Annotated in this window: 22 protein-coding genes and 1 pseudogene; 12 read left to right on the top strand and 11 right to left on the bottom strand. The window is 49.4% G+C overall.

Annotated features, from left to right (window positions below; all coding sequences use genetic code 11):
* The first annotated feature begins 95 nt into the window (after nucleotides 1-95).
* The 3 genes from CSD97_RS04820 to CSD97_RS04830 are packed head-to-tail and all read left to right on the top strand — an operon-like array spanning nucleotide 96 to nucleotide 4,112.
* Nucleotides 96-2,012, top strand: coding sequence for a DNA topoisomerase IV subunit B (locus CSD97_RS04820; protein ID WP_050756855.1), 1,917 nt, complete (start codon nucleotides 96-98; stop codon nucleotides 2,010-2,012).
* Nucleotides 2,009-2,467, top strand: a complete 459-nt coding sequence (gene coaD / locus CSD97_RS04825) for a pantetheine-phosphate adenylyltransferase (protein ID WP_005830918.1) — start codon at nucleotides 2,009-2,011, stop codon at nucleotides 2,465-2,467. Before CSD97_RS04820 ends, coaD begins: the two co-directional genes overlap by 4 nt.
* Nucleotides 2,468-2,498: 31 nt before the next feature.
* Entirely contained in the window at nucleotides 2,499-4,112 is a 1,614-nt protein-coding gene (locus tag CSD97_RS04830; RefSeq protein ID WP_098032037.1) for a S41 family peptidase, read from the top strand.
* Between the two features lie 73 nt (nucleotides 4,113-4,185).
* Here CSD97_RS04830 and CSD97_RS04835 read toward each other — a convergent pair whose 3' ends face one another.
* Nucleotides 4,186-4,788 (bottom strand): phosphatase PAP2 family protein, encoded by a 603-nt coding sequence (locus CSD97_RS04835; RefSeq protein WP_005830921.1) that lies wholly within the window; start codon nucleotides 4,786-4,788, stop codon nucleotides 4,186-4,188.
* Between the two features lie 105 nt (nucleotides 4,789-4,893).
* Between CSD97_RS04835 and CSD97_RS04840 the strand changes: the two genes are divergently transcribed.
* The 4 genes from CSD97_RS04840 (at nucleotide 4,894) to CSD97_RS04855 (ending at nucleotide 9,429) form a co-directional block, all read left to right on the top strand.
* Nucleotides 4,894-5,796 carry an AraC family transcriptional regulator gene (locus CSD97_RS04840; RefSeq protein ID WP_098032015.1) on the top strand — a complete coding sequence of 301 codons (903 nt, stop codon included), beginning with the start codon at nucleotides 4,894-4,896 and terminating at the stop codon, nucleotides 5,794-5,796.
* A 162-nt stretch (nucleotides 5,797-5,958) separates the two neighbouring features.
* Nucleotides 5,959-6,657, top strand: a complete 699-nt coding sequence (locus CSD97_RS04845) for a succinate dehydrogenase/fumarate reductase cytochrome b subunit (RefSeq protein ID WP_005830923.1) — start codon at nucleotides 5,959-5,961, stop codon at nucleotides 6,655-6,657.
* 36 nt (nucleotides 6,658-6,693) lie between these two features.
* Entirely contained in the window at nucleotides 6,694-8,640 is a 1,947-nt protein-coding gene (locus CSD97_RS04850; protein WP_005830924.1) for a fumarate reductase/succinate dehydrogenase flavoprotein subunit, read from the top strand.
* Nucleotides 8,641-8,673: 33 nt separating this feature from the next.
* Entirely contained in the window at nucleotides 8,674-9,429 is a 756-nt protein-coding gene (locus CSD97_RS04855) for a succinate dehydrogenase/fumarate reductase iron-sulfur subunit (RefSeq protein WP_005830925.1), read from the top strand.
* Between the two features lie 138 nt (nucleotides 9,430-9,567).
* Here the strand turns inward: CSD97_RS04855 and CSD97_RS04860 are convergent, their stop codons facing one another.
* From CSD97_RS04860 to CSD97_RS04875, 4 genes and pseudogenes are all read right to left on the bottom strand, one after another.
* Nucleotides 9,568-10,431 (bottom strand): helix-turn-helix transcriptional regulator, encoded by an 864-nt coding sequence (locus tag CSD97_RS04860; protein ID WP_035447330.1) that lies wholly within the window; start codon nucleotides 10,429-10,431, stop codon nucleotides 9,568-9,570.
* Nucleotides 10,432-10,579: 148 nt separating this feature from the next.
* Nucleotides 10,580-11,548, bottom strand: a complete 969-nt coding sequence (locus CSD97_RS04865; RefSeq protein ID WP_098032016.1) for a fimbrillin family protein — start codon at nucleotides 11,546-11,548, stop codon at nucleotides 10,580-10,582.
* 45 nt (nucleotides 11,549-11,593) lie between these two features.
* Nucleotides 11,594-12,598 carry a DUF5119 domain-containing protein gene (locus tag CSD97_RS04870; RefSeq protein WP_087333179.1) on the bottom strand — a complete coding sequence of 335 codons (1,005 nt, stop codon included), beginning with the start codon at nucleotides 12,596-12,598 and terminating at the stop codon, nucleotides 11,594-11,596.
* A pseudogene (locus CSD97_RS04875) lies at nucleotides 12,574-13,140 on the bottom strand (DUF3575 domain-containing protein); the annotation flags it as partial. The gene CSD97_RS04870 and the pseudogene CSD97_RS04875, both read right to left, overlap by 25 nt.
* Before the next feature lie 485 nt (nucleotides 13,141-13,625).
* Here CSD97_RS04875 and CSD97_RS04880 point away from each other — a divergent pair.
* The gene (locus CSD97_RS04880; RefSeq protein ID WP_098032018.1) at nucleotides 13,626-14,429 is read left to right on the top strand and encodes a glycerophosphodiester phosphodiesterase family protein; all 804 of its coding nucleotides are present in this window, start codon (nucleotides 13,626-13,628) and stop codon (nucleotides 14,427-14,429) included.
* 19 nt (nucleotides 14,430-14,448) lie between these two features.
* On the opposite strand, the gene dprA is transcribed toward CSD97_RS04880, so the two are convergent.
* From dprA to CSD97_RS04895, 3 genes are read right to left on the bottom strand one after another with little or no spacing between them, the layout of a single operon-like run.
* Nucleotides 14,449-15,567, bottom strand: coding sequence for a DNA-processing protein DprA (gene dprA / locus CSD97_RS04885; protein ID WP_044468319.1), 1,119 nt, complete (start codon nucleotides 15,565-15,567; stop codon nucleotides 14,449-14,451).
* An 11-nt stretch (nucleotides 15,568-15,578) separates the two neighbouring features.
* Entirely contained in the window at nucleotides 15,579-15,995 is a 417-nt protein-coding gene (locus tag CSD97_RS04890) for an acyl-CoA thioesterase (RefSeq protein WP_044468320.1), read from the bottom strand.
* 31 nt (nucleotides 15,996-16,026) lie between these two features.
* Complete coding sequence (locus CSD97_RS04895) at nucleotides 16,027-17,319, bottom strand: peptidase U32 family protein (protein ID WP_098032019.1); 1,293 nt, start codon at nucleotides 17,317-17,319, stop codon at nucleotides 16,027-16,029.
* 69 nt (nucleotides 17,320-17,388) lie between these two features.
* Here CSD97_RS04895 and dusB point away from each other — a divergent pair, with 69 nt between their 5' ends.
* From dusB to CSD97_RS19180, 3 genes are all read left to right on the top strand, one after another.
* Nucleotides 17,389-18,369, top strand: a complete 981-nt coding sequence (gene dusB / locus CSD97_RS04900) for a tRNA dihydrouridine synthase DusB (RefSeq protein WP_005834282.1) — start codon at nucleotides 17,389-17,391, stop codon at nucleotides 18,367-18,369.
* Between the two features lie 102 nt (nucleotides 18,370-18,471).
* Entirely contained in the window at nucleotides 18,472-18,717 is a 246-nt protein-coding gene (locus tag CSD97_RS18710; protein ID WP_153880885.1) for a hypothetical protein, read from the top strand.
* A 10-nt stretch (nucleotides 18,718-18,727) separates the two neighbouring features.
* Nucleotides 18,728-18,853: a hypothetical protein gene (locus CSD97_RS19180; protein WP_005834280.1), complete on the top strand. Its 126-nt coding sequence runs from the start codon at nucleotides 18,728-18,730 to the stop codon at nucleotides 18,851-18,853.
* On the opposite strand, the gene CSD97_RS04905 is transcribed toward CSD97_RS19180, so the two are convergent.
* The 3 genes from CSD97_RS04905 to CSD97_RS04915 form a co-directional block, all read right to left on the bottom strand.
* Entirely contained in the window at nucleotides 18,850-19,815 is a 966-nt protein-coding gene (locus CSD97_RS04905; protein ID WP_005830954.1) for a phosphatase PAP2 family protein, read from the bottom strand. The genes CSD97_RS19180 and CSD97_RS04905 overlap by 4 nt on opposite strands.
* Nucleotides 19,806-20,813 carry an NAD(P)-dependent oxidoreductase gene (locus tag CSD97_RS04910; RefSeq protein WP_005830955.1) on the bottom strand — a complete coding sequence of 336 codons (1,008 nt, stop codon included), beginning with the start codon at nucleotides 20,811-20,813 and terminating at the stop codon, nucleotides 19,806-19,808. The genes CSD97_RS04905 and CSD97_RS04910 overlap by 10 nt, the downstream gene beginning before the upstream one ends.
* 61 nt (nucleotides 20,814-20,874) lie before the next feature.
* On the bottom strand, nucleotides 20,875-21,813 hold the full coding sequence (locus tag CSD97_RS04915; RefSeq protein WP_034523299.1) for a cation diffusion facilitator family transporter: 939 nt from the start codon (nucleotides 21,811-21,813) through the stop codon (nucleotides 20,875-20,877).
* A gap of 226 nt (nucleotides 21,814-22,039) precedes the next feature.
* On the opposite strand from CSD97_RS04915, the gene rnr reads away from it, so the two are divergent.
* Entirely contained in the window at nucleotides 22,040-24,184 is a 2,145-nt protein-coding gene (gene rnr / locus CSD97_RS04920; protein ID WP_005830959.1) for a ribonuclease R, read from the top strand.
* Nucleotides 24,185-24,204 lie beyond the last annotated feature (20 nt).

Genomic DNA, 24,204 nt, shown 5'->3' on the forward strand with positions numbered 1-24,204 from the left:
AGACATTATTTTTTTGCGAACCCCCGAATTTCTCATTACCTTTGTCGCAATGCGCAATATGAAGGAATAACGTACTTATGGAAGATAACAACAATATGACCCTGCCGCTGGAAGAAGCAGACAACAATATCACAGAGAGCCCCGTTTCCAGCGTGGAATATACCGACGACAACATCCGCCACCTCGACGACATGGAGCATATCCGTGTCCGTTCCGGTATGTACATAGGCCGTCTGGGCGACGGCTCACAGAACGATGACGGTATCTATGTGTTGCTGAAAGAAGTGATGGACAACAGCATCGACGAGTTCAAGATGGGTGCCGGAAAGCGTATAGAAGTGACTATAGAAGACAGTCTGCGTGTCAGCGTACGCGACTATGGACGAGGCATTCCGCAAGGCAAACTGGTAGAGGCGGTCAGCAAACTGAATACCGGGGGTAAATATGATTCAAAGGCTTTCAAGAAAAGTGTCGGACTGAACGGCGTAGGTATCAAGGCAGTCAATGCGCTGAGCAGCCGCTTCGAAGTACGCAGCTACCGCGACGGCAAGGTACGTATCGCCATCTTTGAAAAAGGAACGCTGTTGAGTGATGTGACCGAAGACTCGACAGAAGAAAGCGGAACCTATATCTTCTTCGAACCGGACGCCACACTCTTCCTGAACTATTCCTTCCAGAACCAGTTCGTAGAAACCCTGTTGCGCAACTACACCTACCTGAATACGGGCCTCACCTTCATTTACAACGGCCAGCGCATCGTTTCCCGCCACGGGCTGGAGGACTTGCTGAAAGATAACATGACCAGCGAAGGCCTTTACGACATCATCCACCTGAAAGGAGAGGACATCGAGATTGCCTTCACACACACCAACCAATACGGCGAAGAGTACTACTCCTTTGTCAACGGGCAACACACCACCCAAGGCGGCACACACCAGACTGCCTTGAAGGAACACATTGCCCGTACCATCAAGGAGTTCTACAACAAGAACCAGGAATATGCCGACATCCGCAACGGACTGGTAGCCGCCATTGCCATCGACGTGGAGGAACCCATGTTCGAGAGCCAGACCAAAACGAAACTGGGCAGCAACAACATGTGGCCTGCCGCGCCGCAGGAACACAAGCCCGCCGGCCCCACGGTGAACAAATACGTAGGAGACTTCATCAAGACGGAAGTGGACAACTACCTCCACAAGAACCCGCTTGTGGCCGAAGTGATGCTGCAAAAGATACAAGACTCCGAGAAAGAGCGCAAAGCCATTGCCGGCGTCACCAAGCTGGCACGCGAACGCGCCAAGAAAGCCAACCTGCACAACCGCAAGCTGCGCGACTGCCGCTACCACTTGAGTGACGGTAAAGGCAAAGACCAGGAAACCGAATCCTGCATCTTCATTACCGAGGGAGACTCTGCCAGCGGTTCCATCACCAAGAGCCGCGACGTGAATACCCAAGCAGTATTCAGCCTGCGTGGTAAACCGCTAAATTCCTACGGACTCACCAAGAAAGTAGTTTATGAAAACGAAGAATTCAACTTGCTTCAAGCAGCCTTGAATATAGAAGACGGCATAGAGACACTGCGCTACAACAAAGTCATCGTAGCTACCGATGCCGATGTGGACGGCATGCACATCCGCCTGCTCATCATCACCTTCTTCCTGCAGTTCTTCCCCGACCTGATAAAGAAAGGGCATGTATATATCCTGCAAACCCCTCTCTTCCGCGTGCGCAACAAAAAGAAGACAAGTTATTGCTATACAGAGGAGGAACGTGTGAAAGCCATTGAAGAACTGGGTCCCAACCCCGAAATCACCCGATTCAAAGGTCTGGGAGAAATCTCGCCCGACGAGTTCAAGCATTTTATCGGCAAGGATATGCGTCTGGAACAAGTGTCCCTGCGCAAGACAGACCTCGTAAAAGAGCTGCTGGAATTCTACATGGGTAAGAATACCATGGAACGACAAAACTTTATTATCAACAACTTGGTTATAGAAGAAGATTTGGCATCATGAGAAGAGCTATCTTTCCGGGAACATTCGACCCGTTTACTATCGGACACTCTTCGGTAGTGAGCCGTGCACTGACTTTTATAGACGAAATCGTCATAGGCATCGGCATCAATGAAAATAAGAATACGTATTTCCCCTTGGAAAAGCGCGAACAAATGATACGAGACTACTACCGGAACGAGCCGCGCATCATTGTGCAGTCCTATGACTGCCTGACTATCGACTTTGCCCGGCAGGTAGATGCCAGTCTGATAATACGCGGCATACGCACCGTGAAGGATTTCGAATACGAGGAAACCATTGCCGACATCAACCGCAAACTGACCGGCATAGAAACCATCCTGCTCTTCACCGAGCCAGAACTTACCTGCGTCAGTTCCACCACCGTGCGCGAACTGCTGCAATACGGCAAGGACATAAGCATGTTCATACCGGAGGGAATGGAGATTAGGGATTAAGGATAAAGGATTAGGGATTAAAATGGAAATGATGAAAAAACTATTTACTATTATAATATGTATATGCGCGGTGACGGCACAAGCGCAAAAGCCGAACAATGAAGCCCTGCGCAAACTGCAAATGGCAGAGTTTGCCATCACCAACCTTTATGTGGACAAGGTGGATGAAGACAAGCTGGTGGAAGAAGCCATCATCAAGATGCTGGCACAACTCGACCCGCACTCCACCTACAACAACGCCGAAGAAGTGAAGAAGATGAACGAGCCGTTGCAAGGCAATTTCGAGGGCATCGGCGTACAGTTTCAGATGATAGAAGATACCCTGCTTGTGATACAACCCGTGAGCAACGGACCTTCCGAGAAGGTGGGCATCCTTGCCGGCGACCGTATCGTAGCCGTCAATGACAGCGCCATTGCCGGAGTAAAAATGAGCACGGAAGATATTATGAGCCGCCTGCGCGGACCGAAAGACTCGGAAGTGAAACTCACCATCGTGCGCCGTGGCGTGGACGACCAGCTGTACTTCACCGTGAAGCGTGACAAAATTCCCATCCTCAGCCTGGACGCATCTTACATGATACAACCCAAAACCGGCTATATCCGTATCAACCGCTTCGGGGCAACCACCGCCGAAGAGTTTGCAGAAGCCCTGAAAAGCCTGCAAAAGAAAGGAATGAAAGACCTCATCCTCGACCTGCAAGGAAATGGAGGAGGGTATCTGAATGCCGCCATCGACCTTGCCAACGAATTTCTGAAGCAAAAAGAACTCATCGTCTACACCGAAGGAAGGGCCGCACGCCGCAGTGATTTCTTTGCCAAAGGTACGGGCAACTTCAAGAACGGCCGTCTCATCATATTGGTGGACGAGTACTCCGCTTCTGCCAGTGAAATCGTGACCGGAGCCATCCAGGACTGGGACAGAGGCGTGGTAGTAGGACGCCGCACCTTCGGCAAGGGATTGGTACAGCGTCCTATCGACCTGCCGGACGGTTCCATGATTCGTCTGACCATAGCCCGTTACTATACCCCTTCGGGGCGTTGCATCCAGAAGCCTTACGACAGTACCGCCAACCTCGATGGTCGTCTGAGTGGAGAAAACAGTCAGGATAAATATAATCAGGAACTGATAGACCGCTTCAATCATGGAGAAATGATTCATGCGGACAGTATCCATTTTGCCGACTCCCTGAAAGTGCAGACCAAGCGTATGGGGCGTACCGTTTACGGAGGTGGAGGTATCATGCCCGACTTTTTCGTCCCCATCGACACTACCCAGTACACAGACTATCACCGCAATCTCGTAGCCAAAGGCGTGGTTATCAAAGCCACTACCGGCTACATCGAGAAGCACCGGAAGGAGCTGCAGAACAAATACAAGAAATTCGAGGCCTTCAACGAGAAATTCGAGATAGACGATAACTTCCTTGCCGAAATACGTGCGCTTGCCGACAAAGAGAAAATCAAGTTTGACGAGAAACAGTACAACCAATCCCTACCGCTCATCAAGACACAACTTAAAGCCTTGATAGCCCGTGACCTATGGGACATGAACGAATACTTCCAGGTGATGAACAGCACGAACCAAAGCGTGCAGCAAGCTCTAAAAGTGTTGAACGAAGGCATCTACAGCACTATTATCCAATAGCCGACTTGAAACAAACTTAGGCGCGGATTATGCGGATTTAGTTTATCTAACTCCGCGTAATTCGCACCTAAAATCATTCTCCGAACAGCCACTTATTCAGCCACTTGTTGACGTAGATGTTGACCACAGCACATCCAGCACCGATTGCAGCCCCCGCCAACACATCCGACGGATAATGCACTCCCTCGTTCATACGGGAAACTCCCACGGAACAAGCCCACAGGGCAGACGGAGCTATCACATACCATTTAGGATACTTTACACTGAGCGAGGTGGCAAGGGCAAAAGCCGTCGCCGTATGTCCGGAAGGAAAAGACGGGCTGCCTTCATGGCTATATGCATGCACTCTGTCGGGATATTTATCATAAGGACGCTCACGGTCCACCAGATATTTCATTCCATAAGTCACAACAAAAGCCCCCGCTACACTTGTACCTACGTAGACCGCATCTTTCAGCAAACCCTTATCATGTTTTATCCAAGCGGCAACCGCCATCGCCACCGGAACACCGACAGCAACATAGGGCTCCGAACGTGAAATTATCTTATTATAGTTACGGACAAACTTGCCATCCCAACTGTTAACCCGGTGCAAAGTGTTAATATCCCAATTCTGTGCCGAAAGACCGGATACAACAAGGCAGATAAAATATACAAAAAAAATAGCCTTTTTCATAAGTCCTTTATATTAGTTTGACGCAAAGATAGGACAAATAGATAGAGTTTTCACAAAAAAATTCTATCTTTGTTGCCACATTTATAATAATTCGCTAATCATTTCATGAGACTGGAAACTTGCTGCAACCGACAGATTGATTGTATGGTATGTCCCCAAAAATCAGAAGGAGTATTGGTTTACCGCCACTACCCCAAGGGACAACATTTCTCTGCTGAAAAGTGCACACAGAACTGCATGATATTTATGCTGAAAGGTGAATTACTTGTAAACAGTGACGAATATCCGGGCACCACTCTCCAAAGCCGCCAGCTCATCTTGCAAGCCATCGGCTCCAAAGTAGAACTCCTGGCTTTGACCGAAGTGGAATATATTGTCTATTGGTTCACCGAGCTTCCTCTGATTTGCGAAGAGCGCTACAAGGAGATACTGAAACGCTCGGAAGCCCCCTTGACTTATACCCCGCTTACCGCGATTTCCATGCTCGAAGGGCTTCTGAAAAGCCTTGCCTGCTACCTCAACGAGCAACCCTATGCGTGCAGCAAATACATTGAAATGAAATGCCAGGAATTGGTATACATATTGACATGCTACTATCCGCTACACCAAATCAGTACATTCTTCTACCCCATCAGCACTTATACGGAAAGCTTCCAATATTTCGTCATGCAGAACTACGACAAGGTGAAGAATGTGGAAGAGTTTGCCCACCTCGGCGGATATACCACTACCACATTCCGCCGTCTGTTTAAAAATATGTATGGGGTCCCGGTCTATGAATGGATTCTGGACAAGAAACGTGAAGGAATTCTGAACGACCTGCAATACACCAAACAACGCATTTCAATCATCAGCGCCCGCTATGGCTTTGATTCCCTATCCCACTTTGCCCACTTCTGCAAAGACTCTTTCGGAGACACGCCTCGCGCCCTGAGAAAACGCTTGGCAAACGGAGAAAAGATTTCCATCATATGCAAAGAGCAAGGCAAAGACCAGGAGGACGAGTAAACCTTTTACTTGTCCGCAAACTTCGCATTCTGCCGGATTACGGAATTATTTCTTTAATCGCTTGCTTTATCGCTGGATTTCTCCTATTTTTGCGAAACATTTACAGAAGTATCCTGATAGAACAAATTTTCAAACTATTAAATAACTTAAATTCAATCATTTATGTGGTTAAGTAATTCATCTGTAGGAAGGAAAGTGGTGATGAGCGTTACCGGTATCGCCCTTGTCCTGTTTCTGACATTTCACATGGCGATGAACCTGGTTGCATTAGTCTCGGCTAATGGCTACAACATGGTTTGTGAGTTCCTGGGAGCAAACTGGTACGCATTGGTGGCTACGGTAGGTCTGGCTGCCTTATTCATCATCCACATCATCTACGCTTTCTGGCTGACTATGCAGAACCGTAAGGCACGTGGTAGCGAACGCTATGCCGTTACGGAAAAGCCCAAGACTGTGGAATGGGCTTCTCAGAACATGCTCGTACTGGGTATCATCGTAATCGTGGGTTTGGGCCTGCACCTGGTAAACTTCTGGGCTAAAATGCAGCTTCCCGAGTTGATGCACAACATGGGCATGCATGCCGACACCCTCACGCTGGCATATGCAGCCAACGGTGTCTATCACATTCAAAACACCTTCAGCAATCCGGTATTCGTAGTGCTTTACCTCGTTTGGCTGGGCGCATTGTGGTTCCACCTCACTCACGGTTTCTGGAGCTCCATGCAGTCTTTGGGCTGGAACAACAAAGTATGGATTAACCGTTGGAAATGTATCTCCAACATCTATTCTACTATCGTTGTCCTCTGCTTCGCTCTGGTAGTTGTCGTATTCTTTGCAAAATCATTGTGCGGCGCTTGCTAAATTCAAATTGTAAATGACTAAATTGTAAATTGCATTATGACTAAGATAGATTCTAAAATACCGGAAGGACCGGTGGCTGAGAAATGGACCAATTATAAGGCTCACCAAAAATTAGTAAACCCTGCCAACAAACGTCGTCTGGACATCATCGTAGTAGGAACCGGACTTGCCGGTGCCAGTGCTGCCGCCTCTCTGGGCGAAATGGGTTTCAGAGTATTCAACTTCTGCATCCAGGACTCTCCGCGCCGTGCACACTCCATCGCTGCACAAGGTGGTATCAATGCTGCTAAGAATTACCAAAACGACGGTGACTCTGTATACCGTCTGTTCTACGATACAGTAAAGGGTGGCGACTACCGTGCCCGCGAAGCCAACGTTTACCGTCTGGCTGAAGTATCCAACAATATTATCGACCAATGCGTTGCACAAGGTGTTCCTTTCGCCCGCGAATACGGCGGTACACTGGACAACCGTTCTTTCGGTGGTGCTCAGGTATCCCGTACTTTCTATGCCAAGGGTCAGACCGGACAGCAGCTGTTGCTGGGTGCATACTCTGCATTGAGCCGCCAGGTGAACGTAGGCACTGTGAAACTGTATACCCGCTACGAAATGGAAGACGTTGTCCTCATTGACGGACGTGCCCGCGGTATCATTGCAAAGAACCTCGTTACCGGTAAATTGGAACGTTTTGCCGCCCACGCTGTGGTAATCGCTACCGGTGGTTACGGCAATGCCTACTTCCTTTCTACCAATGCAATGGCATGTAACTGCTCTGCAGCAATGGCTTGCTACCGTAAAGGTGCCTGGTTTGCCAACCCTGCTTACGTACAGATTCACCCCACTTGTATCCCGGTTCACGGTGACAAGCAATCTAAGCTGACTTTGATGTCCGAATCTCTGCGTAACGATGGTCGTATCTGGGTTCCGAAGAAGCTGGAAGATGCCAAGAAACTGCAGGAAGGTACACTGCAAGGAAAAGATATTCCCGAGGAAGACCGCGACTACTACCTGGAACGCCGTTATCCGGCATTCGGTAACCTCGTTCCGCGTGACGTTGCCAGCCGCGCTGCCAAAGAACGCTGCGACAAGGGCTTCGGCGTGAACAACACCGGTCTTGCCGTATTCCTTGACTTCTCCGAAGCTATCAACCGTCTGGGTAAAGATGTCGTTGCACAACGTTACGGCAACCTCTTCGATATGTATGAAGAAATCACTGATGTCAGCCCATACGAAAACCCGATGATGATTTATCCGGCTATCCACTATACCATGGGTGGTATCTGGGTTGACTACGAACTGATGACCTCCATCAAGGGACTGTTCGCCATCGGTGAATGTAACTTCTCCGACCACGGTGCAAACCGCCTCGGTGCTTCCGCCCTGATGCAAGGTCTGGCCGATGGTTACTTCGTATTGCCTTACACTATCCAGAACTATCTGGCCGACCAGATTACAGTTCCCCGTTTCTCTACCGACCTGCCCGAATTTGCAGCTGCAGAAAAGGCCGTTCAGGAGAAGATTGACTGGATGATGAACATCAAGGGTAAGAAGTCTGTAGACTCTATCCACAAGGAACTGGGCCACATTATGTGGGAATATGTAGGTATGGGACGTACGGCCGAAGGCTTGAAGGAAGGTCTGAAGAAGCTGAAAGAAGTCCGCAAGGAGTTCGAGAAAGAACTGTTCATCCCGGGCGACAAGGAAGGTATGAATGTAGAACTCGACAAGGCTATCCGTCTGTACGACTTCATCACTATGGGCGAGCTGGTTGCTTACGATGCACTGAACCGTAACGAAAGCTGCGGCGGTCACTTCCGTGAAGAATATCAGACTGAAGAAGGCGAAGCCAAGCGTGACGATGAAAACTACTTCTACGTGGCTTGCTGGGAATATCAGGGTTCTGACGAAAAGGAACCGGTATTGCTGAAAGAGCCGCTGGTTTACGAAGCAATCAAGGTACAGACTCGTAACTACAAGAGCTAATCGGGAAGTTGAACATTTAAAGAATTAAAGAAAATGGATAAAAATATATCATTTACGCTCAAGGTATGGCGCCAGAAGGGTCCGAAAGCAAAAGGCGCTTTTGAAACATACCAAATGAAAGATATCCCGGGCGATACTTCATTCCTCGAAATGCTGGATATCCTGAACGAACAGCTGATTTCTGAAGGTAAAGAACCGGTTGTATTCGACCACGACTGCCGCGAAGGTATCTGCGGTATGTGTTCGCTCTACATCAACGGACACCCCCACGGTCCTGCAACCGGCGCTACGACTTGCCAGATTTATATGCGTCGTTTCAACGACGGCGATACCATCACTGTTGAACCGTGGCGCTCTGCCGGTTTCCCGGTTATCAAGGACTTGATGGTCGACCGTACGGCCTACGACAAGATTATGCAGGCAGGCGGCTACGTCAGCGTACGTACCGGTGCTCCCCAGGATGCCAACGCTATCCTGATTCCGAAGCCCATCGCTGACGAGGCTATGGATGCTGCCAGCTGTATCGGTTGTGGTGCTTGTGTGGCTGCTTGTAAGAACGGTTCTGCTATGCTTTTCGTTTCTGCCAAGGTGAGCCAGCTGAACCTGTTGCCCCAAGGCAAACCGGAAGCATTGCGCCGTGCCAAGGCTATGTTGAGCAAGATGGACGAACTCGGTTTCGGTAACTGTACAAACACTCGTGCGTGCGAAGCTGAATGCCCGAAGAATGTTTCCATCAGCAACATTGCTCGCCTGAACCGCGACTTTATCATTGCGAAACTGAAAGACTAATCCGGTCTTTCTGCAAATAATATAGGATGCGCTTCGGATAAACCTTTTGAGCAAGCTCAGATTTATCACTCAGCTTTCACTATATTTGATTAATATCACAAGAGACTCCTCTGCCGGGAAACCGCCGGAGGAGTTTTTTTATGACATGCCGTTTACTTCAGATAAATTGCCGGCACGCAAGCTACGGGGAGAAGCCCCGAAATTCTTTTTGCAGAAATTGGAAAAATGAGGCAGCGATTCAAAGCCATATTTATAGCAAATCTCTGATATAGAAGCATCCGTATAACGAAGTTCATAAACCACGCTTTCCTTCCTCCGTTCCATCATCCACTCGTACACCGGTTGATGAAAAACAGAATTGAATATACGCCGGAAAGTAGCTACTGTATATCCTCCCAACTGGGCAAGTTCCTCTACCGTCTTGACTTTGGCATGATTCTGCAAGACAAAGTAGTGGAAGGAATTAGTATACTGGGCAAGAGGATGTATCAGCATGGAAAGCTCATAGTCGGAGTAGTAATTTCCAAGAATGAAAGCAAGTTCTTTCCTTTTGAAACAAAGCATTTCCCGGCAAATCTTCTCCTCGGACAAATAGGCCTTGGAACTTTCCAGAAAGAGCTGCAACTCGGGAGTAATGGTCAAAGGATAGAATATCAATGGAGGGGTAACCTCTTTCATAATATGGTTATACCGGTCCTCACAGAAGAATTCAGGCTTACTGAACCGGTAACAAACGCATTCCACATCCGTCATGGCAAGTATTTCGTACTTGGAACCAATAGCTTGAAGGATGAACTCACCTGCATGCAACACAGTTCCCGCATACTCCTTACTGTTGACAAGCACTTCTCCTTTCAGCAGGAAAATTATAATATTTTCCTCACACTTTCGCGCCGGCAGATGGAATCCTCTGGGGTGGGAAGCATATATTATTGCATTGTCCACAGCCTTGGGACATTGAGCGCATTGTTTTTTACCTCTGCAAGCAGAAGAGTTGGGCATCGGCAAGTAGATTTGTTTGTTTGTTGCAGTGACAAAAATAGATAAATAATACTCATAAAAGAAACATTCCCCGAAAACTTTCATAAAGAAGTTTCGGGGAATGAATAAAATAGAAGTAATTCAGTTTTTTATTGCGGACAGTGCCGTTTTATTTTTCCACGTTCGTATCATCAGCCGTACTCCATGGACCAACTTCAGGTACAAAGGTTACTTTTGCCGCCTTATTGGCCAGCGTCAGCGTATAACGTATCTTTTTGCCTTCACCCCAGGCTTGTGTATCATTCAAGTCAATGGCGGAAGTTACAGTATCAAGAAGAACGTCTTTCTCATAGATGTCATAGACAACATTGATTTTGGCGTTCGTATCCAACGTCTGGGGCATCAACATCCAGGCTGTATTCACTTCCACACCCGTTGTATTCACTTCCAATGCACCATCGTCAATCGTATGTGCATAAGTGGCTGTTCCTTCCTGTGACTTCCATGTTGAATCATCAAAACCATAAGTTCCTTTATTGTGCACACCGGATATTGTAAGTGTTTTCAGTTTATAAGTCAAAGCGTCGGCTGCCTTGACAGTGAAATTTATTTGGGTCAGTATATGGCCGAATTTCAAAGATACCCCACTGGCATTTGATGCCTTGGTTGCATCCGTCACTTTCGCGGCTACCAAGTCCGTTTGGGCAGCTACATCTGCTACCGTATAAGTAATGGAAGGATATATAGCACCAGCAGCCGGTTGATTGTACGTCAAGGCTCCGGTACCCGGATTCCCGTAAGCAAAGAACTGCAAGTTATCCGTCATTGGCCAATAATATGTTCCCCCAGTCAAACTCCAGTTGGGAGCACTATAGGTTACTTTAACATCTGTCATGAATTCCTTCATCGCATCAAAAGTCGCAACGGAGGCCATTGCTGTCGCTCCCGTATTATAAGCATACACAGTGAACCCTACCTTCTGCAATTCCGGCAAATCAGTCACTGTGGCTCTCGTAGTGTTACCCACTACTGTTCCCAATTTAATCTCTGCCTTTTGTCCGGCATTCTCTATCTCCTCACTTTCCGAGCAACTCATTACTGCTGCTGCAGCCAAAGCCAAAAATAAAACCTTCTTCATAATTGTCTGTTATTAAAGTTAATATATTTATTTGTCTGTTTGCTATCAATTCACCGGTAGCTCCACATCCGTCTCATCATCCCAATCATCCACATCGCCACCAATCCCTCCATCTCCTTCATCGGTTCCCGGTTCCAAATCATCCACCACAACCTTGTCCTCCGGTACGGGAACCTCGATATGGATTTCCGACCCAGGAACGCCCACATCAGGTTCTTCTTCGCCTCCTCCCGAGGGAGGAGCTGTTTCAATCACTTCCGTGATATCCACCTTCACCTCTTGAACCGTTTTATCTCGTTTCACAATCTTCAGTGTCAGCAACATAGGACTATCCGCACGGGTCTTGGTATCTTTCAGTAATACAAAACTGGAGAAATACCCCCATAAAAGCCCGTTTTCACGCTTTGTATCCACACATATAGGTACCTCGCTCAAATGGCAAGCACGGTTGCCTATAAAGTAACTTCCGTTCAAGCCGTCCACATGGCAGATGATGCTCGATATTCTATCCCATCCTTCCACCTTTATATCAAAGGAATAATGGTCCACTACCGCTTCCGGCTTCCAGTTCAACGGAAGCGCCACATCACTCTGCCTTATTTCCACCTCGTCCAAAGCCACCACATACAAAGGGTCGGGCGACCAAACCATATCTTCGTGTACATCCAGCCCCGTACAGTGTCCCGTAAAAGCCTCAATCGTCTCATAACTCTCGTCGCCCCGTATCTGTATACTCTCCGTATTGAAGTTATAGGCCACCACCGCATACTTCCCCGGCGGTACCTTCACCTCACCCCCTCCGGCAGGCAGATAACTTTCAACCTTTCTCCCCTGAGTATCTTTCGGATAGAAGATAATCCGCATGGTCTGCGGCAGCTTATCCGTCACCCCTTTCCAATCCAGTTTAATCTGTACTCCGCTAACGGGATAATCATCCAGCATATCGCGGAAGTCACAGCTTCCCAGCATTGGCAACAGTCCGAAGAACAGCCAGAGAATCATATGCCGTGCATCTTTCATACCACTCATCTCCCCGACGTTAGAAGCCATACCAAAGAAATTTTTGCTTTTGTCGGCCCGATAAAGTGATACTTTCCACTGCTGACCCAAGCCAAGTCATTTCCATAAGAAGTATATTTCCTGTACTCCGTATCCAAGTATCCAATGCCCACACTGAATTCAATCGCCAGATGCCGAGCCAGTGGACGCACGTATCCATAAGTTATTCCTGCAGCTGCGTAATACTTCCCCCGGTATCCCTTCTCCTTTTTCAACTGAAAATCATAGGTACCTCCTTCGGCATATGCTCCCAGGAAGTGTCCGGACAATCTTCCGCGCGTATGGCGGTTTCCCAACCAGTAACGCGCCTCTGTCCCTCCCGAAAGGAGCTGATAGCAGAAATTACATCCGCTGTCAGACCACCAAGGGCATTTGTACTCAACATTCAAAGACCACCTCTTTCCCAATGGCAGCTCCACTTCTATGTTCGGAGCCAAGGCCAGGTCGTAAAGCAAATTATTTTTTAACGCCAGCACCGTTTTACAAGTATGGCTATGGGATTCTACCGACTTATTCTGCCCTATTACCTGCCCCGACATCATGCAAAAAAGGAGTAGCCAAAAGACATATATAAAAATGCGTTTTCCCATAATTTCGCGTTGTATACAAACAAAAGTAGAAGATAATTACCGAATAAAAATCACTTTCCATCACTCTTTTCAAAGGCTGAAAGGTTCTGTGAAACGATTGAAACAGATTTGCAACTTCTGCCTTATCCGGGACGCTGTGAATAGATTCTTCTCTCTCAAAAAGTCAATCCGTGTGCGAAAACAGTAAAATTCAGTGAAAGAAATACAAAAGAAGTAGCAGGAACATTCTGAAATTTGGAAGATAACAACGGGAACCTTACATTTGTAATGTGATTTTTTTCATAGTATTAGATTTAAGGTTAACAAAGGTTGGAGTACAGCGGTACTCCTTTTTTTATGCCCATACGTTTCTCCGAATGACAAAAAATAGCTATCTTCGATGGCTTTTATAACTGTTAAAGAAGAAAACATCACCACTTGAGCCCATTATGAAAAAACCGGTACTCGCATTGCTTTCCATAATCCTACTTACCGCAGGATGTTCCCAACGGCCTGCTGCCACCACCAAGATACCCCTAACCAGCGCACACCGTGGTGCCGCCACCATCGCTCCCGAAAACACAATGGCATCCGTAGATTCGTGCATCAAATACGGTGTAGGCAATATAGAATGCGATGTCTGCATCAGTAAGGACAGTGTCTTCTACGTACTGCACGATTCCACCCTCGACCGTACCACCAACGGTACCGGCGCCATCTCCCAATGGCTGTCCGCCGACATCGACACACTGGATGCCGGCTCTTGGTTTGCGCCCCGATTTGCCGGACAACGGGTACTACGTCTTACCGACCTGCTACGCAAGGCCAAAGAGCACGGTTTAAGAATCACCATCGACTACCGCAACGGCGGTCTGCACCAATTACTGAATCTGATAAAGGACGAAGGCATGCTGGAAAACTGCAACTTCACCTTCAGCAAGGAGTATCATGCCAAATGCTTCAGAAAGATGGCACCCGAGGTAAGAACCCTGCAAGCCTACATCAAAAGTGAAAAAGACATAGAGCATGTCGTAAAGGAACTGCACCCCGACATCGCTGTCGTCTGGATTGACTCCCTTACCCCGCAATTCGTAAAGAAATGCCGTGAGCACAACCTGCAGGTACTGGCACTCGTCCTGGGGCTGGACGACAAGACGGAAGAGAACCAGAAGGCAGTCGACCTGGGGGTAGACATCATAGCGACGGACCACCCGGAAAAGTTCATCATGAAATACGGGAAACCGTCCATGTAAGGCAAGAGACCTGCCGCGCTCAAGTCAGCAAGTGATAGACACCGCCCACCATTGCCTTGACCACTCCCTTCATCTCCAACTCAAAAAGCAAGGCACTCATCCGGTTGACGGGTATGTCCGCTTCCACCACCATCGCATTGATATGGAGGTCTCCCTGCCGCATAAGGATGCGCACAACAAGCTCCTCCTCTTCCGTCAGTTCCGGAAAGAGATTACGCTGAATACCTTCTGTCCGGGCAGGCTGCTCCGCTACGGCCCAGCCCATAATCTGCACAAACTCTTCCGCACTCTGGATAAGGGCGGCCTTGTTGTCGCGTATCAACCGGTTACAACCGATGGAAGATTCGTCCGTAACACGCCCCGGAACGGCAAAGCAGTCACGATGATATCCCTCTGCCAACTCTGCAGTGATAAGGGAACCTCCCTTTGCGGCAGATTCCACCACAATGGTAGCATCACTCATACCCGCCACAATACGGTTGCGGCTGACGAAATTATGCTTGTCCGGATTCGTCCCGGTAAGGAATTCGGTCAACAGTCCGCCTTGTGCCAGCATGTCGATGGCTGTTTTCCGGTGTACATACGGATAGATGCGGTCCAGTCCGTGAGCAAGGACAGCAACGGTAGGGAGATGATTTGCCAAAGCGGCCCGATGGGCATGGATATCTATCCCGTAAGCCAGTCCGCTTACTACCAGCACATCGGGACAAAGAACGGCCAAATCGCGCAGGAAGTCGGCACAGAATTGCTTGCCGTAATCGGTGGCACGGCGTGTACCTACCATATCGACGACATGCAGGCGGTTGAAATCGGTGTTTCCTTTAAAGAAAAGTACAATCGGTGCGTCCTCACATTCACGCAAGCGGGAAGGGTAAGCCTCATCCTTCAACGTCAGGCAGGAAAGGCGGTTCTTCTCTACAAACTCCATCTCCTGCTCGGCACGCAGAAAGGCAGCGGGACAATCAAGGGCCGTCACTACCCCCGGATTCACACCGGGCATGATTTCGGGGAGCTCCTTCCGCCGACTGAATACTTCGGCAGCACTGCCCGTACCCTCTATTAAACGCTTTGCCCCGATATGTCCTATACCGGGGCAAAGTGTGAGAGCTATACTGCAAATCCGTTCGTCACTGTTCATTCCACCAAAGATTACACGGACTTACCCGGGTTGAGATAAGGGGCAAAAAGGCGGTCGAACAGTTCGCTGTCGCTCAACCGGCCATTGACTACACACACGGTCTCGACCACGCCCTTGAGGCAGACCTTACCGTCGGAAGCACGGAAGATGTCTTGATAGAAGACGTACTTGATGCCTTCCTTCTTCATATAAAGCTTGGAGACAAACTCGTCACCACTCCTCAGGGGAGTCTTGAAAGCCATATTGATACGTGCCACTACCGGGTCTACCCCCTGCTCGTGCAGTCCGGCAAAGCTGACGCCGGCACTCAACAGAAACTCATGGCGCGTATGCTCCAGATAATGCTGATAATTGGCATTATTGACGATGCCTTGCAGGTCGCATTCATAGTCGCGCACCTTCATGGGAAGTTCATAGATATAATTCATATTTACTATTGGACTATTTACTATTTGATACTTAGCCACGTTGTTTCTCCACATCCAAGCCTTTGAACTTCTTCAGTTCTTCTACGGTAACCAGCTTGTAGAGTTTGTCACTGGGACGTATTTTCACCGATTTCATCGAGAAATGCTGGCCTTTCTTTACAGTCTGCACGGGTTTCAAATCGACGCGTGCCTCGTCCAAAGTGACGAATTCGGCACCCGTTGTGGGACCCGTAATCAGCAACTTGTCGCCTACGCTCACTTCGGCTGCTTCTACCAGGAACTCCGCCACACCGATGTTTGAGAAGTAGCGGATACCCTTACCCACATAGATTTTACGTTCCGTAGCGGCAGAACCGTAGTTCTTGGTCCATTCGCCCAAGCGTTGTCCCAGGTAGTAGCCGTCCCAGAAACCACGATTGAAGACCGTCTTCAAACGTTCGTCCCACCGGGCAATCTTCTCATCGGTGAATGTATCGTCCAGATAGGAACGGATGGCTTCTTTGTAACACTCCACTACCGTGCGCACGTACTCGGGTCCGCGGGCACGTCCTTCTATTTTGAAAACACGAACACCTGCATCCAGCATCTTGTTCATGAAGTGGATAGTTTTTAAGTCTTTGGGGGACATGATGTATTGGTTGTCCACCTCCAATTCCACATTCGTCTCCTTGTCGCGCACCGTATAACTACGGCGGCATACCTGCATGCAGGCACCGCGGTTGGCGGAGTGGTTCATTTCATGCAATGAGAGATAACACTTTCCGCTGACTGCCATGCAAAGCGCACCGTGGCAGAACATCTCTATACGTATCTGCTCTCCACTGGGACCGCAGATATTCTCCTCACGGATATGTCGGTAGATTTCTGCCACCTGCTCCAAATTCAGCTCACGCGCCAGCACCACCACATCGGCAAACTGCGCATAGAAGCGCAGGGCTTCCACGTTGCTGATGTTGAGCTGTGTGCTGAGGTGTACCTCCTGCCCTATCTGCCGGGCATAGCTCATCACTGCCACATCAGCGGCAATGACTGCCGAGATGCCTGCCGCCTTTGCCGCATCTACAATGGTACGCATCAGCGGAATGTCATGGTCGTATATAATGGTATTGACGGTGAGGTAGCTCTTCATGCCATGTTCGTCGCACGTCCGGGCTATTTCCCGCAAATCGTCGATAGTGAAGGTATTTGCCGAACGGGCACGCATGTTCAGGTTCTCGATACCGAAATAGATGGAGTCGGCACCTGCTTGTATGGCTGCCGCGAGAGATTCGCGCGAGCCTACCGGTGCCATGATTTCGAAGTCACTGATTGAGTGTTTCATCATTTCTTTTTGAATTAGAGTATGCAAAGGTAGGCTTTTTTCTGTACTTTTGCGGACAAATCCGCTTAGATTATGAAGATTAAAGATATAGACCTGGGCCCACGCCCCGTATTCCTCGCCCCGATGGAGGACGTCACCGACCCTGCTTTCCGCCTGATGTGCAAGCACTTCGGAGCAGACATGGTATATACCGAGTTCGTTTCTGCCGATGCCTTGATACGCTCCGTAGGCAAGACCCAGCAGAAGCTGAATATCAGCGATGAAGAGCGGCCCGTAGCCATACAGATATACGGACGGGACACCGCCACCATGGTAGAAGCCGCCCGCATTGTGGAGCAGGCACATCCGGACACGCTGGACATCAACTTCGGCTGCCCCGTGAAGCGCGTTGCCGGCAAGGGTGCCGGTGCCGGTATGCTACAGAACATTCCGCTGATGCTGGAAATCACTCGTGCCGTGGTAGATGCCGTGAAGATTCCCGTCACCGTGAAGACCCGCCTGGGCTGGGATGCCAACAGTAAAATCATCGTAGACCTTGCCGAGCAGTTGCAGGACTGCGGCATTGCCGCCCTCACCATCCACGGCCGTACCCGCGCCCAGATGTATACCGGCGAGGCGGACTGGACACTTATCGGCGAGGTGAAAAAGAACCCACGCATGCACATTCCCATCATCGGCAACGGTGATATCACCACTCCCCAACGGGCCAAAGAATGCTTCGACCTCTACGGTGTGGACGCCATCATGATAGGCCGTGCCAGCTTCGGCCGCCCGTGGTTCTTTAAGGAAGTGAAGCATTATTTGGAGACGGGCGAAGAACTCCCTCCGCTGAGTTCCGAATGGCGGCTGAACGTACTCCGCCAGGAAGTGGAAGACAGCGTCAACCTGCTGGATGAGCGACGGGGCATACTGCACGTGCGCCGCCACCTGGCAGCAAGCCCGCTCTTCAAAGGGATTCCCAATTTCCGCGACACCCGGATAGCCATGCTGCGGGCAGAGACGAAGGAGGAACTGTACCGCATCTTCGAAGAGATAGAACCGTTGCTGCCATAGGAGAAAACCGCATACGATTTTTACCATCGAGTCCGACACTTGAGCAATCATCCTCACGCCCCTTCTTGAATAGCTTCTGAGAGGGGGGCTATTCAGACGCAGATGACACGCTTTGTTGCCATCCGCATAACTCACTGTCTGTCAGCAAGAAATTTTGCCAACCACTTGCCTTGCCCTTGGCAAACTTTTGCCATGCCTATGGCAAAGTTTTGCCAACGCGGTGGCAAAGCCTTGCCAATGGGAAGGCAAAACCTTACCAACAAGGAGGCAAGAAAAAAAACATTGTTTCTTTGGCAGAAAGAAACAAGTCCCTATATTCGTCTTCCCAAGAAAGAAAGAATCCCATAAATATGTCTTTATGAAAAAGAAAAAACTGCTCAAACAGCTCATCGTAAACTTCCAGCATTCACTTCCGGCAGAAGTTTATCCGCGTACATTGGTATTGCCCACAGACAGTGGAAAGATAATCACCGTGCCCGACTAGCGGAACATCGGCTGCGCAAACCATCGCTTGAACATCCACGTGGCCAGGATATAAATGCCGAAAGCCGATACGAAACCCACGATAGAGTCTATCAGGTAATGTGCCTGGATATAGACCGTAGCCCCGCACAACAGCAGATAGAAAGGAAACAAGCAGGCAAACAGACGCTTGCTGCCACGCCATGCCATAATCATCAGTACCGTAGACATTCCGACGTGCGAACTGGGAAAAGCAGCCGTGGGACGCTCACCCACCTGCTGGGAACTCTCCACCAGGTTGTAGAAGAAGCCGTGCTCATAGCCCGGACCGGGAAGAAGTTCCTGATGGTGATGGAAATAGTCACCGATGGACGGGAAGATACCTTGCGCCACATGGTCGCTTCCAATGGCGGGGAAGTAGAACTGCGGCCCGGCAACGGGGACGAAGATATAAATAAGGTAATAGATGAAGAAAGCAGTGACGATGACGAACGAAACCTTCTCGAAAAGGTCGAAACGATAAAGGAAATACCACACCACCACCAGCAGAATCATCGGATAATAGAAGAAGTACCCCATATTAAACGGCTCGCTCACCCACATCTGCGGAAACCTTTCACAGAACCACACAGCAGGCTGTCCACCAAACATCCATTGCTCCACCGACGCGAACACGTGGTCGAGATTGGGGAATATCCGGTTGAACTCAAAGGTGTCGGGATACCAATAGGAAAGCAGTGACATTTGGATGGCTATGCGCACAAAGGCAGAGAACTTGCAGGGTGCCAGCCGGTAAAGATACATCAGCAGGAACGTCATACCCGCAATGACAACACGGTCTGCAAGCATCTGCACCGGATGATCCATTTCCTGAAAAAGAAACAGAATGAGAATGGAAGTCAGCAAATTGTATATCAGCGTAATCTTCTCTACCGCAAAAAGCCCCTTACGGGTTTCTACCCTTTTAAATAAATCTAAAGCCATCCCTTATCCTTATACCAGGCAATGGTTTCCTTTACACCCCGTTCCAGGTCGTACTCAGGACTGAAGCCCAGTTCCTCGACGGCCGGTGTGATGTCACACTGCCAGTTGCGTTGTTTCATTATTCTATACTTGTCCGAATTGAGCGTACTGGTCTTGTTCTGCCGCTTCGCCCAAAATTCAGCGAGCAAAGATACGACTTTCAATACAATTAACGGACATCTCAGGCGAATAACAAACGGATTGCCCAATTCTTTCCTTATCAAATCGGAAAAAGCACGGCTGCTATACACCTTCCCGTCAGCCAGGAAATAGGCGCGGCGGGACACCTGCTTCTCTATCCCGAGGAAGACGGCCTGCACGATATCCTTTACATATACAAACGTCAAATCCTGGCGGCAGAAGCCTACAGAAAAGTCCGTATGCTGCCGGATGGACTTTGCCATAAGATAATAATCCTTCTCACGCGGCCCGTATACACCCGTCGGCCGGTAGATGACGTAGGGGAAACCCGGAATACTCTGCAAATAAAGTTCTGTTTTCAGTTTACTGAGTCCGTAGGCGGTATTGGGTGAAGGGGGGTCACTCTCCATAATCGGGTCGTAGGTCCTCTCGCGTACCGGGCCGAACACACTCAGCGTACTGATGAAGATAAACTGCTTGGGAATCATGTTCAGCTCCCTCAGCGTATCGATGAAGTATTTGGTCTGCAGATAATTCACCAAATCGAATTCGTTCTTGTCCACACACTTCGTCACACCGGCACAATGGACAATATAATCAAATTTATTGTAGGTCCCTTTATGTCCCGAGAGTTGTGCCCTCAGTTCATTGGGGTGCGCAAAGTCCAGTTCGAGGAAATGTATCTTGCGGTCACGCAGATACTCGCGGCTGCTGGACGAACGTACACCCGCCCACACACCGAACTTGCGCTTCAACGCCTCCTCCACGATGAAACTTCCGATAAATCCGCTTGCTCCTGTAATTAAAATCGATTCCACTTCTTCAGTTACAAATTACTAATTACTTTTCATCCGGTCCGTCACCTTGACGCTCCTTGTGTTACTCTGTCGCCTCGTTACTCTTCTTCACCGGCTCCACATGGATGCTGACCAGTGTTCCTTTGCCGAACTGCCTTTTCAACTTGTTCTCCACCGCCGTTGCCGTCTCGTGGGCTTCCTCCAGCGAGATGCTGCCATCCATACGCACATGCACCTCGATGGCACAATAACTGCCGATGCGGCGCGTACGAAGGTGATGCGGCGAGCTGATACCGGGAAAAGAGAGAATCGTCTTCAGTATCTCATCCTCCACCTCGGCAGGCAATGATTTCTCCAACAGTTCGTCCACACACGGTATCAACAACTGCACAGCCACCTTCATAATGAAGAAGCTGACAATAACCGCTGCCACCGGGTCCAGCACCCGCCAATGGTCACCCAAAAGAATGGCGCCACCTATACCCGCTGCCGTGCCTATGGACGAAAACGCGTCACTCCGGTGATGCCAGGCATTGGCAACAACCGCCTGCGAATTCAACTTCCTGCCCTTGAATACGGTATATTGATAAAGCACTTCCTTGAAAACGATGGATACCAATGCAGCCACCAGTGCCAGTATACCGGGTTCCTGCAGAGAGCCGCCTTGCAGGAAGCGGTAAATGGAGGAAGCCCCGTTCCAGAAAATGCCGAATCCCACAAACAACAGAAAAATACCGATAATGGCAGTTGCCAGCGTCTCGTACTTGCCATGACCGTAATCGTGTCCTTCATCTTCGGGCTTTGCCGAAATGCGCACAAAAACAATGACAATAATATCTGTAATGAAATCCGACAAAGAATGTACCGCATCCGCCAGCATGGCGGCACTGTGACCTACAATACCTGCAAAGAATTTGAAGACAAGCAAGAGAAAGTTTACCACACTTCCCACAACCGTCACCCGGTAAATGTCTTTTTCCCGTGTGGCATCTGCTTTTTTGTTCAGAGTTTGCATTTCCATCTGCTTTTCGTCTAAGGTACAGCCTATCTTCACTTTGTGTGCAAATATAGTACATAAATCCATTACAATCTGTCGTTCCTTCATTATTTTCAATAGAATGATAATATTTTGAAGTCTGAGTGAACGAAGGAACGTATTTATTTGTTTACTTTGCAAGAGGTAATCACCACAGATTACACAGATTGACACAGAATCTCTATTTATACATAAAATACATCATAACATTATGGCCAAAAAGAAAGAAAAGAAAGCCGGCAAACGCATGAAGAAGAAAGAGCTCGTCAAAGTACTGCTGGAATTCTTCCACACAAAGCAAGACGAAGTATTATCCCTGAAATACATCTTTGAACAACTCCACCTCACCACACATCCGCTGAAGATGCTGTGCATGGACATCTTGTCCGAACTGTCGATGGACGACTACATCACAGAAGTGGACAAGCACAAATACAAGCTGAACAACCACGGCGTGGAAATGACCGGAACCTTCCAGCGCAAGAGCAACGGCAAGAATTCCTTTATACCGGAAGGTGGAGGCGAACCGATATTCGTGGCCGAACGCAACTCGGCACACGCCATGAACAATGATAAAGTGCGTATCGCCTTCTATGCCAAGCGTCGCGGACGCGAAGCCGAAGGAGAAGTCATCGAGATACTGGAACGTGCCAACGACACCTTCGTGGGTACCCTGGAAGTTGCCAAGTCATACGCTTTCCTTGTAACGGAAAACCGTACGCTTGCCAACGACATCTTCATCCCCAAAGAAAAGTTGAAAGGCGGCAAGACGGGCGACAAAGCCATCGTAAAGGTGGTGGAATGGCCCGACAAAGCCAAGAACCCCATCGGCCAGGTAATCGACATCCTGGGGCGCGCAGGAGACAATACCACCGAGATGCACGCCATCCTGGCGGAATTCGGCCTGCCCTATGTCTACCCCGCTGCCGTAGAGAAAGCTGCCGACAAGATACCCGCCGAAATCTCCGCCGAGGAAATAGCCCGACGTGAGGACTTCCGGGGTGTGACCACCTTCACCATCGACCCCAAGGATGCCAAGGACTTCGACGACGCCCTCTCCATCCGCAAACTGAAAGGGGGACTTTGGGAAGTAGGCGTACACATTGCCGACGTGACCCACTACGTGAAAGAGGGCGGCATCATAGACAAGGAAGCCGAGAAGCGTGCCACATCCGTCTACCTCGTAGACCGCACCATCCCAATGCTCCCCGAACGGTTGTGTAATTTCATCTGTTCACTCCGCCCCGACGAAGAGAAGCTTGCCTACTCCGTCATCTTTGAAATGACGGAAAAAGGCGAAGTGAAGAACTCACGCGTGGTACATACCGTCATCAAGAGCGACCGCCGCTTCACCTACGAAGAAGCCCAGGAGATTATAGAAACCGGCAAAGGAGACTTCCAGGAAGAGGTGCTCCAACTGGATAAGCTTGCCAAAATACTGCGTGAGAACCGCTTTAAGGCAGGAGCCATCAACTTCGACCGCTACGAAGTGAAGTTCGAAATTGACGAGAAGGGCAAACCCGTCAGCGTCTACTTCAAGGAGTCGAAAGATGCCAACAAGCTGATAGAGGAGTTCATGCTGCTTGCCAACCGCACCGTAGCCGAAAAGATAGGCCGCGTGCCCAAAGGCAAGAAAGCCAAAGTGTTGCCATACCGTATTCACGACCTCCCCGACCCGGAGAAGCTGGACAACCTGGCACAGTTCATCGCCCGTTTCGGCTACAAGCTGCGTACCAGCGGTACAAAGACCGACATCTCCAAGTCCATCAACCACCTGCTGGACGACATCCAGGGCAAGAAGGAGGAGAACTTGATTGAAACCGTCTCCATCCGCGCCATGCAGAAGGCACGCTACTCCGTGCATAACGTGGGGCACTATGGTTTGGCTTTCGATTACTATACCCATTTCACCTCGCCCATCCGCCGCTATCCGGATATGATGGTACACCGTCTGCTCACCAAGTACTTGGACCAGGGAGGCCGCACCGTGTCCGAACAGAAATACGAAGCCCTCTGCGAACACAGCAGCAGCATGGAGCAGATAGCCTCCAACGCGGAACGCGCCTCCATCAAGTACAAGCAAGTAGAATTCATGACCGAACGCCTGGGACAGACCTTCGACGGCGTCATCTCCGGCGTAACGGAATGGGGACTCTACGTGGAGCTGAATGAGAACAAGTGCGAAGGCATGATTCCTATCCGCGACCTCGACGATGACTATTACGAATTCGACGAAAAGAACTACTGCCTGCGCGGACGCCGCAAAAATAAAATTTATAGTCTGGGAGATGCCATTACCATTAAGGTGGCACGCGCTAACTTGGAAAAGAAGCAGCTGGACTTTGCACTGGTGTAACCTCACCCCCGACCCCTCTC

The sequence above is a fragment of the Bacteroides sp. AR29 genome, from assembly GCF_900217715.1.
In the GTDB taxonomy this organism is placed as follows: Bacteria; Bacteroidota; Bacteroidia; order Bacteroidales; family Bacteroidaceae; genus Bacteroides; species Bacteroides uniformis.

Excerpts from the sequence above, each read along its gene's own strand:
- CSD97_RS04820 (WP_050756855.1), top strand. The coding sequence starts at position 96 with ATGACCCTGCCGCTGGAAGAAGCAGACAACAATATCACAGAGAGCCCC.
- CSD97_RS04855 (WP_005830925.1), top strand. The coding sequence starts at position 8,674 with ATGGATAAAAATATATCATTTACGCTCAAGGTATGGCGCCAGAAGGGT.
- CSD97_RS04890 (WP_044468320.1), bottom strand. The coding sequence starts at position 15,995 with ATGAATTATATCTATGAACTTCCCATGAAGGTGCGCGACTATGAATGC.
- CSD97_RS04880 (WP_098032018.1), top strand. The coding sequence starts at position 13,626 with ATGAAAAAACCGGTACTCGCATTGCTTTCCATAATCCTACTTACCGCA.
- CSD97_RS04850 (WP_005830924.1), top strand. The coding sequence starts at position 6,694 with ATGACTAAGATAGATTCTAAAATACCGGAAGGACCGGTGGCTGAGAAA.
- CSD97_RS04905 (WP_005830954.1), bottom strand. The coding sequence starts at position 19,815 with ATGGCTTTAGATTTATTTAAAAGGGTAGAAACCCGTAAGGGGCTTTTT.
- CSD97_RS04865 (WP_098032016.1), bottom strand. The coding sequence starts at position 11,548 with ATGAAGAAGGTTTTATTTTTGGCTTTGGCTGCAGCAGCAGTAATGAGT.
- CSD97_RS18710 (WP_153880885.1), top strand. The coding sequence starts at position 18,472 with ATGACACGCTTTGTTGCCATCCGCATAACTCACTGTCTGTCAGCAAGA.
- CSD97_RS04835 (WP_005830921.1), bottom strand. The coding sequence starts at position 4,788 with ATGAAAAAGGCTATTTTTTTTGTATATTTTATCTGCCTTGTTGTATCC.
- CSD97_RS04915 (WP_034523299.1), bottom strand. The coding sequence starts at position 21,813 with ATGGAAATGCAAACTCTGAACAAAAAAGCAGATGCCACACGGGAAAAA.
- rnr (WP_005830959.1), top strand. The coding sequence starts at position 22,040 with ATGGCCAAAAAGAAAGAAAAGAAAGCCGGCAAACGCATGAAGAAGAAA.
- CSD97_RS04840 (WP_098032015.1), top strand. The coding sequence starts at position 4,894 with ATGAGACTGGAAACTTGCTGCAACCGACAGATTGATTGTATGGTATGT.
- CSD97_RS04845 (WP_005830923.1), top strand. The coding sequence starts at position 5,959 with ATGTGGTTAAGTAATTCATCTGTAGGAAGGAAAGTGGTGATGAGCGTT.
- CSD97_RS04870 (WP_087333179.1), bottom strand. The coding sequence starts at position 12,598 with ATGGCTTCTAACGTCGGGGAGATGAGTGGTATGAAAGATGCACGGCAT.
- dusB (WP_005834282.1), top strand. The coding sequence starts at position 17,389 with ATGAAGATTAAAGATATAGACCTGGGCCCACGCCCCGTATTCCTCGCC.
- dprA (WP_044468319.1), bottom strand. The coding sequence starts at position 15,567 with ATGAACAGTGACGAACGGATTTGCAGTATAGCTCTCACACTTTGCCCC.
- CSD97_RS04860 (WP_035447330.1), bottom strand. The coding sequence starts at position 10,431 with ATGCCCAACTCTTCTGCTTGCAGAGGTAAAAAACAATGCGCTCAATGT.
- CSD97_RS19180 (WP_005834280.1), top strand. The coding sequence starts at position 18,728 with ATGAAAAAGAAAAAACTGCTCAAACAGCTCATCGTAAACTTCCAGCAT.
- coaD (WP_005830918.1), top strand. The coding sequence starts at position 2,009 with ATGAGAAGAGCTATCTTTCCGGGAACATTCGACCCGTTTACTATCGGA.
- CSD97_RS04830 (WP_098032037.1), top strand. The coding sequence starts at position 2,499 with ATGAAAAAACTATTTACTATTATAATATGTATATGCGCGGTGACGGCA.
- CSD97_RS04895 (WP_098032019.1), bottom strand. The coding sequence starts at position 17,319 with ATGATGAAACACTCAATCAGTGACTTCGAAATCATGGCACCGGTAGGC.